This is a genomic window from Deltaproteobacteria bacterium (assembly GCA_016933965.1).
Lineage (GTDB): Bacteria > Desulfobacterota > Syntrophia > Syntrophales > UBA2210 > JAFGTS01.
The window spans coordinates 1-13616 of record JAFGTS010000016.1 but is presented as its reverse complement, the minus strand read 5'-3'; the positions used below and the strand labels follow the sequence as shown (position 1 = coordinate 13616).

Below are 13616 nucleotides of genomic sequence, written 5' to 3'. Positions count from 1 at the left end.
GGCTCTTCATGCTGGGTACCCTGCTCTCCATCGGCCGCCTCTACTGGGACGCCTGGACGGAAATGAAAAAACAGTAACCACCGATACCACCAATCCATAACCATCACCCATCCCCCCTCTTGCCGGAGAGGGGGGATTTTTTTATCGCGCATTCCTCATTAAGAAAATGGGGGGAAAACCTATGGATTCCGGATATCCGCTATCGCGGATTCCGGAATGACAAACGAGGGGGGATCGCGGATTCCGGAATGAAAAAGGAGGGGGTGATACGGATTTCGGAATGACAAATTGTAAGGGTAACGCGGATTCCGGAATGAAAAGAAGTTTTATAATATGGAGTTTATAACGACATGGGGGCAACTGTCAATTTGGGAATGACGAAACGATCTTCATTCTGGTAAGATCAAAATCACACCTCCAAAATACAAAATCACTGTCATTCCCGCGCAGGCGGGAATCCACAATAGAACCTGAAACATGAAGCAATACTACGTATATATCCTTGCAAGCAAAAGGAATGGAACTCTATATATTGGAGTTACATCCGATATCATCAAACGGGTGTATGAACATAAAAATTGTTTGGTGGATGGTTTCACGGCGAAATACAATGTTAATGTACTTGTTTATTATGAAATCCATGAAGACGTAACAGCTGCTATTACCAGGGAAAAACAGTTGAAAAAATGGAGGCGTGCGTGGAAAGTAAGTCTTATTGAAAAGGAAAATCCGGCATGGGGGGACCTGTATTATGATCTTCTATGATAATGAACTTTTTTCAGCCGGGTGATATACATTGGAAAAGAAGAATATCGGGTGTGCCTTTAGTTTTATGTGCATATGGATTCCGGATATCCGCTGACGCGGATTCCGGAATGACAAATTGTAAGGGTAACGCGGATTCCGAAATGACAATGAGGGGGGATCGCAGATTTCGGAATGACAGGGGGGCAGACGATGATTCTGGAATGACAAAGGAGGAGCCTCAAATTCCGGAATGAAAAAGGAAAGGGAGCTTGGCTTCCGAGGCAACCAAGAGTGACGATAGGGATTCTTAAATGATGGACAGTATGATCATTTCGTAAAGATTCCCTTACAATAAAATAAGGATACAGATAATGGTCCATTATCAAGTGTTGCTTTTTTCACGATCAGGAAGAGGAGCATACCCATGAACAGGGCACAGATCCGTCTTCGCATCTTTCTCGTTATTTTCATCATCGTCATGGTCCTGGGAACCTTGGGATTCATGACCTTTGAGAACACCTCTTTCTCCGATGCCCTCTATTTCAGCATTGTGACCGTCTCCACGGTCGGCTACGGCGATATCCATCCGGCCACCGCCGGGGGCAAGGCACTGGCCGTGTTCCTGATCATCATGGGTGTGGGGACCTTTCTGGGGATCATCGCCGAATCGACCGAGGTGTTCCTCAACAGGCGTGAGGCCCGGGTGCGGCATCAGAAGATCAACATGGTCATCGGCGCCTTCTTCAGCGAGGTGGGAATGGCCCTGCTTGCGATCTTCGCGAGATCCGATCCCGATCTGGAAAAGATCCGGGCTGATCTCATCGTCACCACGCAATGGAATCCGGGAGATTTCCAGCGGGTCAGGGGCAGGCTGGGGGATTACTCCTACGCCTTGGATATTGAGCAGGTCGATATGGAAAACCTCCGGGATTTCCTCGCGGCAAAACGGGAATTCATGGTCCGCCTTCTGGAGAACCCGGTTCTGCTCGAAGATGAATCTTTTACGGAACTGCTCCGGGCCGTTTTTCACGCAACGGAGGAATTGTCATACCGCCGCGACATCGCGGAACTTCCCCGCAACGACCGTCTTCATCTGGCCGGCGACCTGAAACGGGTATACCGGCACATCGTGTTCCAGTGGTTCGATTACATGAAATATCTGAAAGACAACTATCCCTATCTCTTCTCGCTGGCAATGCGCACCAATCCCTTCGACAGGGCATCATCGCCGGTAATTTCATGATCGGTCATACATATATTGATTTACCCGCGCAATTCTCTATAATCGGGACTCGGGACACATCGGCGGAGAGTCCTCATGATCTCCACACCATTGACAGAAACGGAACGACCCGTTTCATGTGAAGGGAGACTATCATGGGAGCATTCAAGGAATACGACCGCTATGACGGGCTCGGTCTCGCCGGGCTTATCAGAAAAAAGGAGATGTCACCGTCCGAGGTCTGCGAAGCGGCGATAGGCAGGATAGAAGCTATCAACCCGCAACTCAATGCCGTCATCACGCCCATGTATGACCGGGGACGCGAGGCCGTCAGCAGGGGTCTTCCGGACGGCCCCTTTGCAGGCGTTCCCTTTCTCCTGAAAGACCTCCTGCAGGCCTATGCCGGCGTGCCGCTCACCAGTGGAAGCAAGGCCTGCAAAAACTATATTCCCGATTTTGACAGCGAACTGGTCAAACGTTTCAAGAAGGCGGGCACGGTGATCCTGGGAAAAACGAACTGCCCTGAATTAGGGCTCCTGGGCATCACTGAACCGGAACTCCACGGGCCGACCCGCAATCCCTGGAACCGGGACCGCACCCCGGGCGGTTCAAGCGGCGGCGCGGCGGCAGCCGTGGCGGCCGGGATGGTCCCACTGGCCTCAGGCGGCGACGGCGGCGGTTCCATACGCATCCCCTCATCTCACTGCGGACTGTTCGGCCTGAAACCGACCCGCGGCAGAACACCGACCGGTCCCGAGCACGGGGAACTGTGGCAGGGTGCGGCGGTGGAGCATGTCATCAGCCGCTCCGTCAGGGACAGCGCCGCCATGCTCGATGCCGTCTGCAGTCCGGACGTGGGAGCACCCTACATCATCGCCCCGCCGGAAAGACCTTACAAAGAAGAGATCGAGACGGATCCGGGTGTTCTCACCATCGCCTTCACCGTTGCGTCACCCCTCGGCACGGAGGTCCATCCCGAATGCCGGCGGGCCGTGGAAGATACGGCACATCTTCTGGAAGAACTGGGGCACCGTGTTGAAGAAGCACAGCCTGACCTGGATGGTATTGAACTGGCTAAAAGTTACATGACCATGTATTTCGGCGAGGTGGCGGCCGATATCGAAGCGCTGACACCGATCCTGGGAAGAAAGGTCCGGCAGGAAGACGTGGAGATGCTGACCTGGACGCTGGGCTTGCTGGGCCGGACGTTCACCGCGGAACACTTTGTCACGGCAATAAGAAAATGGGGGACGGCATCCCGCATCATGGGCCGGTTTCATGAGACCTATGACGTCTACGTGACTCCCACCGTCGCCTTCCCCCCGGTAATGATCGGCGAGCTTCAACCGAAACCTGCGGAGCGTGTCGCCATGAGGGTTATCAACACCCTCGGTCTCGGCAGGCTGGTGCAATTGTCGGGATTAACGGACAAGATGGCCATTGACAGTCTCTCGAAAACACCTTTCACACAGTTGGCGAACTTTACGGGGCAACCGGCCATGTCGATTCCGCTCCACTGGACCGCCGAGGGGCTTCCCGTGGGAGTGCAGTTCATCGGACGGTTCGGTGACGAGGCGACACTCTTTCGCGTCGCGGCGCAGCTTGAAAAGGCACGGCCCTGGTTCGACCGCCGGCCGCCGAAGTATTCATAGGCTGCCGGTGTCGACACATTCACAAAAGAATGAATTGTTATTGAAGTGAGCACGATGAGGAGCATGGATTCCGGATATCCGCTGACGCGGATTCCGGAATGACAAAGTGGGGAGGTGACGCGGATCCGGGAACGATCCTGGGGATCACCCCGTCGGTGCATACCGGCATATCTTTCAGATCACGGAAGCAGCCGGAATTTCGGAAGGCTCCATTCGCCGATGTCGTCCCAGACGACCTCAACGGGCATGTCACAGGCCACGTCATCGGGCTCGCAGCCCACGATATTGCTGAGGAACCGGGGTCCTTCCGCAAGTTCAACCAGGGCGACAACGTAGGGAAGGTCATCCGTGAACCCCTGGTGATAGGCCATGTGATAGACCACGAAGGAATATACCCTCCCCCGGCCGCTCGCCCGGATCATTTCCGCGTCGGTATAATGGCATTCGGGACAGAGAAAGGACGGCGGCCACCGGACGAACCCGCACCGCCTGCATTTCTGAAAGCGTAATTCATGGCGCGCGCATCCCTTCCAGAACTGCTCGTTATCCCCGTTTATCAAGGGCAGGGGCTTTACGTTATCCATGCCTCACTCCCTCCCGAAGACGTAACACGCGCAGCTCTGGAGCGTGCCGCCGTTGTCGGTGCAGAGAATCACCTCCGGCTCCTTCGTGCGCGTCGCCGGTCCCATCTGACGGTCGCCGCAGCGGCCCATGAGCTGCATGACGGCTTCCGTGACCGGCGTCAACCCCATCTGGTATGATTCCGAAAGCAGGCCGCCCGAGGTGTTGACCGGCATGGCGCCACCCGGCTCGATCCGCCCCCCGGCAAACCAGTCCGCACCCTCGCCGGGACCGAAGAACCCGAGGTCCTGGAGGGTGATCTCCACGGTGTAGGTAAAACAATCATATATTTCACAGGCATCGATATCAGAGAGGGCAACACCCGCCATGCGAAGGGCCCGTTCCCCCGCACGTTTCGCGCCCGTCGGCCCCGCGAGGTGCCTCGCACGCTGGACGCCGGACGACGGATGGTGGTGACCGAACCCCATGATCCGAACGGGACGGTGCGGCAGATCACGGGCCCGCTCGACCGTCGTGACGACGCAGGCACGGCCGCCATCGGTTATGAGGCAGTTGTCAAAGAGGCGAAAAGGCTCGACCACCAACCGTGAATTGAAATAATCATCGAATGTCATCGGCCTGCCATGGTGCATTGCCCGGGGATTCAGGTTCGCCCATTTGCGCTGTCCCACGGCAATGTGCTTCCATGTCTCGGGACCGGTGCCGAAGAGGTGCATGGCCCTCCGCGCGGCAAGGGCATAATCGGCCGTGGCGCCGAAATGACCGAACACCATTTCTTCCGAACCTTTCTGGTAGAGCAGTTTCAATATGCTGTCACTGGAGAGGGCATTATGCCCGTAGGAAATGACCACATAGTTGCACTCTCCCGCTTCAAGAGCAGCGATGGCATGCAGCAGGTGGCTCCGCGCACAGTTTGCCTCCTGGCTCAGATAGGTGGGAGAAATGCCGAGATGCTCCGCGACCAGATAGGGCGTCACGTCGGGTTCGCCCGTCGCCGCGGGGAAATGACGGTAACAGATCAGGCCGTCAATGTCTTTTCCGGTGAGACCCGCATCGGCAATTGCCTGCGCGGCGGCTTCGACGTGAAAGCTGAGCATCGTTCTGCCGGGAACACGGCCCTGGGATGTATACCCGACACCTACGACGGCGCATCCATTGCTGGGTTTCATTTCATGCTCTCCTCGGAAAAAACAAGAAGCTTCCCGGGTACGGCACCGGAAAGCTTCATGTATGTTCCCTATCAGATCATTGCATCAGACATAGAACCGTCCCGACTCGATGACCGGCGGGTCTTCAACGTCGAGGGCGTGGAGAATGCCTTTGTTCATCTCCTTCTTGATCTCCTCGATGACCACGCGCCGTTTGTCCAGTGTCCGGGCAAAGGCCATGACCTCATCCATCAGGTTCTCAAGGGGGCAGGCTTTCTGAACGATGTTGTGCTTTACGCACTCTTCGCCGGGAAGCCGTTTACCTTCATAGACCATTTCCCGCAGTTTGTAAGGAGGGATGGCGTTCTTCATGGCGGCAATCATGCCGGGAATGAAGGGGATGCCGAGGTCAACCTCCGGGAAGCACAGGAAACCCCTATCGGACCGCATGAAGCGGTAGTCGAAATAGCAGACCATGATGGCACCGCCGGCGAATGCATGCCCCGTTATGGCCGCGATCGTCGGCATGGGGAACATGAGGATCCGCCGGTAGAGTTCCATCAGCTTGTAAATGAACTCCTTGGAGGTCTTCATGTCGTTGCTGTTGATAAAGGGCACCAGCCACTCGAGATCGATACCGTTACTGAAGATCTTTTCATGGGCCGATCTGACGACCAGGACGTTCGCGTCAGTGTCATGTTCGATCTCATCGAGTACCCGGAGATACTCCGTCAGAAACGGGGTATTCAGTCTATTTTCGCCATTGTTCATGGTCACAACGGCTATTTTCCCGTCAAGGGCATATTCGACCATTGCCATAGTATAATTCCTCCTCGTAATTAGTCCGGACAGCGCCGCACATTATACATATCGGGAATTAATAATCAAAGATAAATATCCATTACCGGAGTGAGGATGTCCGTCGTGACATATCCTTGTAAATCGGGAGAAACGGTAAGGCCGGTGTTCAGCGGTCAGGGCTGCTTGTTCTCATCAGAACCTGCGTTGGGAATGAAAAGCCCCTTTTCCCGCAGCCGGTATTCACCAATGGCGCTTTGAACCGAAGGAGAAACGATCCAGTGCGAGAACTGTTCGGCCAGTTCATACTGAGCGGTTTCACATCGTTCGGGATTGATGGTGATCACACTGTACTGGTTGACCAGGATATCCCCGCCCTGCACCAGGATCACCAGCGGCGGGTCGCCGTTCCAGTTGTCCTCATACTTGATGAAGGTCCCCCGGTCGGTCAGGGTATAGGCGTCCCGCTCCTGGGCCACCTGTATGGTGGCGAGCATCCCCTGTCCCGCCTGGATATACCATGATTGCATCTCCGGAACGGGAAGCCCCGCGTGCCGCCACAGGAAGAGCTCTTTCATGTGGGTCCCCGAATTGTCACCCCTGCTTGCGAAGGCCGCACCCCGGGAAGCAAGCAACTCCAGTGCATCTTCTATCGGTTTACCCGCAACGCGGGCCGGGTCTTCGACGGGACCGATGAGAACAAAATCATTGTACATGACCCGCCGGCGGTTGATCCCGTATCCCTGCGCGATAAACGTTTCTTCCGCTTCCGGGTCATGGACAAGGAGCACGTCGACATCACAGTTCCTGCCAAGTTCCAGCGCTTTGCCCGTCCCAACGGAAACCCAGAGGAGGTGTATCCCCGTATCCCTCAGCAGAATGGATTCCAGGTAGTCAAGAAGACCCGTGTTATCAGTGCTGGTGGTGGTGGCAAGGAACAGTCGTTTCTCCGTCGCCATTGAGGGCCGAGGCGCAAGACAGACAAGGGCGAGGATCACCAGTGCCGGTACCAGCGTTTTGATCACGCTCTTTTTCACCTGACCGTCACCTTTAAAAAAGGCAGGGCCCCACGGACCCTGCCTTTTCCCTCCCCATGATCCCGGTATGCTCGCTCGCTGTTTCCCGTCAGCTTTAAGGAAACGCACGTGATGAACAGTCAAAAGAGGTATTTCAGAACCCGCCGCTCAACGTTTCGATGAAACAGTTTCCTCCACCGTCATCCGATGAGCCGCCGCCTCCCTCCGCCAGGCCGAGAGCGCAGGGGTCCGTGATCGTCCCGGGTGTATCGTCGGCATCCGTCAGCGGATCGCCGTCTGTGAGCGTGACCGTGATTATCTCATCGCCGTCGTTGCTTCCGAAGTCTATCATGTTCCATCCATCGTCGGTCACTTTGTACAGTACAGCCGTCTCAGGAACCGCATCGGGAAATACGATCGTCACGGTAACCGTTGCATCTTTCTCCAGGCCCGTCACCATGAAATCAATAACGCCATAGGGGAACAGGATCCCCGCCGGTTTTCCCGTCTGCGACACACTTACATCGTCATCATCGAGCACATCGACGTCCGAAAAATCCCCCAGCGTCGTGTGAAGGATCATCTGTCCCTCACCGCCCGGGCTCTGGGGTTTCGCCGTGTCGGTGTCCTGATAATCAAGTATGCCGTCGCCGTCATGGTCTGCGGTCGTATCGGTTCCTTCTTCACTGTCAACCAGACCATTCCCGTTTGAATCACCTTCGATGGCACCGTAAATAACTATTTTTTCCTCATCAACATAACTCCAGCCGGCTTCAAGGATATTGATATCCGTCGTCCCTTCCGGAAGAGGTTCCACTTTGATAATGGTCACCGATTTAGTACAGGCTCCGGCATTGTGGTCCCATTCATACACGTAAGGCCAGAGAACATCCTGCTGGTTCGATTTACTCGACTGATCGGGAGCATTGGGATTTTTCTGGGGTACGACCACCCGGAAGGGCCCTTCGCCGTCGAGCTTGTTTTCATCATTCAGAGAACCCGGGTCCATATCTTCTCCCTCCCGCTTGAGGGCCAGAATAGCCTTCAGACCATTCTCCGCGTATATAAGGTCACCATGGTTCCTTCCTGCACATGAAGGGGCGCTGTAATCACACCACCCGTAATCAACGTTGACGTCCTGGTCCGCTTCAATAGCATAAAAATAGTTGGACGGGGGATATTGGTAGTCCTGATCCGGCATATTCCCGTACACGTGATACATTTCAATGTCTTCATCATATTCCAGGGGGTGATACTGCGACCATCCGTCGGGAGCATAGACCAGTATGCCCGTGGCGGAGTCAAGAATACCCGCGTCATCCAGCAGGTCTTTCATGGGAACACCGGTATATTCCGCATAGAAATCACCTGACCGGCTCGTGTTCATCAGCAGGAACTGGGTGTGCTGCGACATGGCCTCGAGCTGCGCCCGGGTATAGACCCGGAAAGGCGCCGTAATTTTCGAGGGATCATCGGTCGCGTCACCAGGGTACCGGTTGGCATTGATTTCCGTGATGTTCGTGTAGCCGTCTTCATCGGAATCGGCGTTCTCAATAGCAGCAATGGCATCGGTATCCTGCCCATTCAAGAAGTAAGCCATTCCATATGGATTCAGTGTATCAGCGATAGACCCCCCGGCTAATCCGTCATAGCCGTAGGAATAATGACACCACTGACAACTGCCGAGGGTAACGGTCCCCTTGCTCCCCTCGTAAGAGCCGCCACTGTGACAAAGTGTGCACTGGTCCAGTTTCGTCCCCGCCTTGTTCGGATAGGTACTCAGAAAATGCTGCGAGTCGCTTTCGCCTTCGTGGTGGTAGGCAGAGAACACACACACAGCAGAAAACGCCAGGATCAGCGCTACCATCGCACACATTGCAATTACCTTTTTCATTGTTGATTTTCCTCCCTTTTCCAAATATTCATCAAAGCTCTGAAGGCATTAAAACTCCATGCTGTACCGGAAGGTAACCACGTTTTCGCAGTCCACATAATCGATACTTCCGCTGGGATTCACTCTGACCTTGATGGGATCCGAAAAATCAGTCCGGGAGTAATCAAGGATCAGGCGGTGCATGGGAAAGAGGATCCAGTTCAGGGCTACACTGACCGCGTCGGCTTCACCGACAGAGACAAAGCTGCTTTTTTTTATCCAGTCACGGTCACCGGAAAAATGGTCATATCGAAGGGCAAGGCACAGCGCTCCGTAGGTACCTTCCTCGGGATTGAAGAACCGATCCGGGTATACGGGCTTCAGGACACCGTCCACCAGGGCGGGTTTCTCGCCGGTAATGAAATACAGAGCACTCACGTACCAGGTCCGGAATGTCGCGTCCCGGGACGGTCCCGTCACGGCACGCAGTCCCCGGTATTTGAAGCCGATGTATTCTGCCTGCGCTTCCCAGGAATCCCAGGTCCAGGCAACCTCGGCACCCCACCGGATACGGCCGTCCACATCCTGAAGAACGCCGAATTTCGTATCATGGCCGAGGACGTAAATGTTCCGGCTCGTCCCCGCCATTCCCGAACTCTTTATTTTCAGTTCCACGTTCGCCAGGTCGATGGTCGCATAGGTAGCCGAACCGCCCACCTGCAGATTCTTAAGGGGTTCTATCGAACTCGCGTGGAACGGCTTATAGACGACACGGGCGGCCATCTCCGGTTCATCGTGAATGCTCCCTCTCACCGACCCGTCGTCACCGTCACCGTTGAACAGGCCGAGGGCGTAGTTCAGGTTTCCCTGGAAAAACGAGCCGTGGAGCATGACCCCGATATCCTGTTTCGGTGTCAGGTAATACCCCATGGAGCGCTCCGCGAAATAAACGGCTTTATTCGGCGTCTGCCAGTCGAGGCTGAAAGGTTCCTTGAACTGCCCCATGCGAAGGCCGTGAACGCCGCCGAAGAGAAAATCGCCGTAAGCATCGACAAGATTGCTGGTTTCATTTCCCTGGAACTCGTATTCCATGGCAAACCGAAACCACTGCGTCAACTGACCCTTGAAGATGAGGCGGGCCCGCCTGATATCGAAACCGCTGTCAGCACGCTCCCGTTCAGCAACGTACTGGTAATCGGCATCAAAGGCACCGCCGAACCGGAGTTCCATGCCCCCCTCTTCCTCGGATTTAAGATAAAATCCGCCTTTGTACCCCGCAAAGAATATCCGTTCACCCCGGACATCCCGGGGAAGGACGAGAACGATCAGGAAAAGGGTCAGAAAGAAAACAAGGAGAGTTACTCGTTGCAGTTTCGGCAACATACACTTTTCATCCGCGAAAATGATTTAATGTCGTGTTCCGTGAAAGTTGGCTAAGTCTAATAAAATGAGCAGAATTGTCAAGGAATAATCGTTATTAATAGTAATTAATTGTTATTTATAAATACTAATACACCACAATAAGGCATTTAAGGAATACGAGATATCCCTGTCGAACCCTTGTACGCAACAGGTCAGCCGTCCGGTGGGCATGAATCCTTACCCATGACTGAGCTCATAAGACAAAAAAAGGGGTGCCGGAAAGAACCGGCACCCCTCCATATAACTCCTGATCACAGGCTGTTATCGGAGCATTCTCCGCAGTCTTCGATCGCGGGCGAGTATGGGATACTTCTGCACCAGCAGCCGGGCATCGTTCAAACTGATCACCCCGTCACCATCAATATCGCAGGCCGGACAGGCGTCGGCACCCTGACCGACATGGGAAAGAATATAGTACACATCGTCAAAATCAATATCACAATCGCCGTCCACATCACCCTCCGGTTTGTTCTGATCGGGATTGAACACACTGGGACAGTTGTCGCAGACATCACCGACACCGTCCTGGTCCGCATCAACTTGGTCCGGATTGTTCACTTCCGGGCAGTTGTCACAGACATCGCCCAATCCATCCTGATCGGCATCCTCCTGTTCGTCGTTATACGTTCCCGGACAGTTATCACAGACATCGCCGACGCCGTCGTCATCGCCATCTTCCTGACCGGAATTCGGCACATCGGGGCAATTGTCACAGATATCACCAAAACCGTCCTGGTCCGCATCGGCCTGGTCCGGATTGTTCACTTCCGGACAGTTGTCACAGGCGTCTTCCACCCCGTCCTCATCATCATCCACCGGCTCCCAGGAGGTATTGATGACGGGACCGGTGATATTATACACGTCATTCCAAACGAAGAAGGGGCTCAGACACGGAAAGGCCAGGTGGATGTTCGACCAGTTGTAGGTCGAGAAGAAATTGCCCAGGTGTACCGGCAATGTCGGATTACCGGCAAGGTCCGTCGTTAATTCGAAGGGAAGCGGGGAACCCCCGATCGACCGGGTACCGGAAGATTCAAGACCGTTTTCCAGGCCTTCCTTGAAACTCACGTGTATGGTGCTGTCGGGTGCCATCCGCGAGAACGGTCCGTAAGAATTCACGTAGTCCACAGGTGAAATGGGTATATCCGAAATCGTCTTATCGGCGTACCAGCCACCCGGGTTCGTCTCCAGTGTCGGGGTGATCTGCATGAAAAAGACTTCCCGGACAGGGTACTCAAGATCGACGGAATCTTCCCAGATAATATAGGCCCTCCCCTGGTCATCGACGGAAACAGACTGCCTGGTGGAGTCATGCCAGTTTAATGTCATCTGGGTATCACCAATGATGTCGGCACCGGTCTGCCCGTCAAGGAGTGCGTAGTGCACCTGAAAAACGGGATACCCGTTCTCCCGATCACCACCGGGGGCGATAAGCTGATAGTCGCTCATCTGGTTCCAGGCTATGTGAACATTTCCGTCGGGACCGATGGCAAGATCGGGAACGGCCACGTCACAAAGACCCGTGGGCTCAGGAATGGAACGGATGAGGTCATTGTCGTTCGGGCTGAGTACCTCGCCCGTTTCGGGATCGACCTGGCAGTATATGACATCACCATACCCGAATCCATTGAACTGCTCTCGCTGTTCTTCAACTCCATCGGCGGTCAATATAATGATAATATACCCCCCCTCGCTCTCCTGCCACACGATATGGACGCGGTTCGGATCGACCGCCCGGTCGATGGTGATCCGGGGCGTTATCTGGCTGAATTCAAAGGCAGGATATACCGGCATCTCGGGAAGGGTCTTGAATGCCGGGGGGTTCCAGGGATCACAGAGGTCCGGTTCCAGGCGGCAGAGGTAGACCTCTGTGGGCGGGCCCATAATGATCCCCTCGCGCGTGTCGTCCGGCGGAGCGGTCAAAGTCACGCTCCGCCATGACCTCTCCCAGACGATAAAGAGGCGGTCCTGGGAATCAAAGGCAAGAACGGGACGGTCATCGGCACTGATGTAAGTTGTCTCCCATTGCGTTATGTCCGGTACCGTCACTGGAACGGGTTCATCATAGGCCCACTCCCAATCCACGCCGTCCCATCTATTGTAATACAGGATAGACGTGGAGTTACCCAAGATGGGGCCGGCGAACACGACGTGTGCCGTCCCCATCGAGTCGACCGCCACATCGGGGTTTCGGACGGGTTCCATGACAGCGAACGTTCCATAGGCGGCAAAGGCGAGCCTGATCTTATCATCACCGGCGTCAATTTCCTCCAGGGGGATCCTGAAGGTATAGACCTTGTGCTGATAGGCGCCTTTTTCCGTGGGGGCAAAATCGGGATATCCCCAGGTCGTATCAACGGCCGAGACGGTGAACTTTTTAACGCCGTCACCCGTTCCGACGTAAACCGAGGCGTAATCGGCACCGCCGTCCATGGTATTGTCGGGGGTCACGTCGAGGCGGACGTAAAGGTTCTCCCTGTCGTTCCAGACCCAACCCCAGGTGAGATCGGAGGGATGCCCCGAGCCGGACCGGCAGAATTCTCGCAGGAAGGGCTCGCGGGTCAATGCCGTGTTCTCACCAAGCCTATAGGTATAAAAATCGGAGCCGGCGGTTATGTTCCGATACATGTTTGACAGAGGAAAGTGAAAGGGTATCTTGCCGATGATGACCGGCTCTATCCGTGCCGTCATCGAGAGCAGGAACTCACCGCCGTTTGCACCGAAGGTGAGTTCGATGGTCCGTCCGCTCGCGTCGACGACATCCCGGTCCTTCTTTGATAATGTACGGAGCATTGTCGCTTCGTTCTGAAGACCGGTTATCCTGTCGGGCGCATTTCCGTCAAGGGCCAGCCGGTCGATGTGGGCCGCGCCGCCTCCCTCTTGAACGATCCGTACGACGGTCGTTCCATCAGCGGGCAGGAAGGATGTAATATCCAGGGTGCGGTCCCGGTAGAACCGGTCACAGGCAATGCTGCCGGCGGGTTTCCATTCATCCCCGTTTTTCACGAAGACACGGTACTCTCCGTTGGGTCGCATATCTTTGACATCACTCATCACGGGCAGTTCCATCGTCTGCGCGGCGTCCCGTGCCGCGCCCGCAACGGAGGGAACTATTGCGAGAGCAATGGTCAGAAAGAACAATAATGACCTTTTCAT

10 protein-coding genes are annotated in these 13616 nt (G+C 55.0%); 3 read left to right on the top strand and 7 right to left on the bottom strand.

The features are described from left to right. Positions 1-477 precede the first annotated feature (477 nt). The 3 genes from JXO48_03860 (at position 478) to JXO48_03850 (ending at position 3621) form a co-directional block, all read left to right on the top strand. Complete coding sequence (locus tag JXO48_03860; protein MBN2283005.1) at positions 478-765, top strand: GIY-YIG nuclease family protein; 288 nt, start codon at positions 478-480, stop codon at positions 763-765. 406 nt (positions 766-1171) lie between these two features. Further along, positions 1172-1990, top strand: a complete 819-nt coding sequence (locus JXO48_03855; protein MBN2283004.1) for a two pore domain potassium channel family protein — start codon at positions 1172-1174, stop codon at positions 1988-1990. 134 nt (positions 1991-2124) lie between these two features. Further along, a complete protein-coding gene (locus tag JXO48_03850; GenBank protein MBN2283003.1) occupies positions 2125-3621 on the top strand; it encodes an amidase in 1497 nt (498 codons plus the stop codon). Between the two features lie 179 nt (positions 3622-3800). Here JXO48_03850 and JXO48_03845 read toward each other — a convergent pair whose 3' ends face one another. The 7 genes from JXO48_03845 to JXO48_03815 form a co-directional block, all read right to left on the bottom strand. After that, positions 3801-4205 (bottom strand): Zn-ribbon domain-containing OB-fold protein, encoded by a 405-nt coding sequence (locus tag JXO48_03845; protein MBN2283002.1) that lies wholly within the window; start codon positions 4203-4205, stop codon positions 3801-3803. A gap of 3 nt (positions 4206-4208) precedes the next feature. Beyond that, positions 4209-5372: a thiolase family protein gene (locus tag JXO48_03840; GenBank protein MBN2283001.1), complete on the bottom strand. Its 1164-nt coding sequence runs from the start codon at positions 5370-5372 to the stop codon at positions 4209-4211. Between the two features lie 84 nt (positions 5373-5456). Next, positions 5457-6170 carry an enoyl-CoA hydratase/isomerase family protein gene (locus JXO48_03835; protein MBN2283000.1) on the bottom strand — a complete coding sequence of 238 codons (714 nt, stop codon included), beginning with the start codon at positions 6168-6170 and terminating at the stop codon, positions 5457-5459. Between the two features lie 155 nt (positions 6171-6325). Next, positions 6326-7108, bottom strand: a complete 783-nt coding sequence (locus JXO48_03830) for a substrate-binding domain-containing protein (GenBank protein ID MBN2282999.1) — start codon at positions 7106-7108, stop codon at positions 6326-6328. A 211-nt stretch (positions 7109-7319) separates the two neighbouring features. Continuing rightward, a complete protein-coding gene (locus JXO48_03825) occupies positions 7320-9059 on the bottom strand; it encodes a hypothetical protein (protein MBN2282998.1) in 1740 nt (579 codons plus the stop codon). A gap of 48 nt (positions 9060-9107) precedes the next feature. Continuing rightward, positions 9108-10421, bottom strand: a complete 1314-nt coding sequence (locus JXO48_03820) for a hypothetical protein (GenBank protein MBN2282997.1) — start codon at positions 10419-10421, stop codon at positions 9108-9110. A gap of 300 nt (positions 10422-10721) precedes the next feature. Beyond that, positions 10722-13151, bottom strand: a complete 2430-nt coding sequence (locus tag JXO48_03815; protein ID MBN2282996.1) for a thrombospondin type 3 repeat-containing protein — start codon at positions 13149-13151, stop codon at positions 10722-10724. Positions 13152-13616 lie beyond the last annotated feature (465 nt).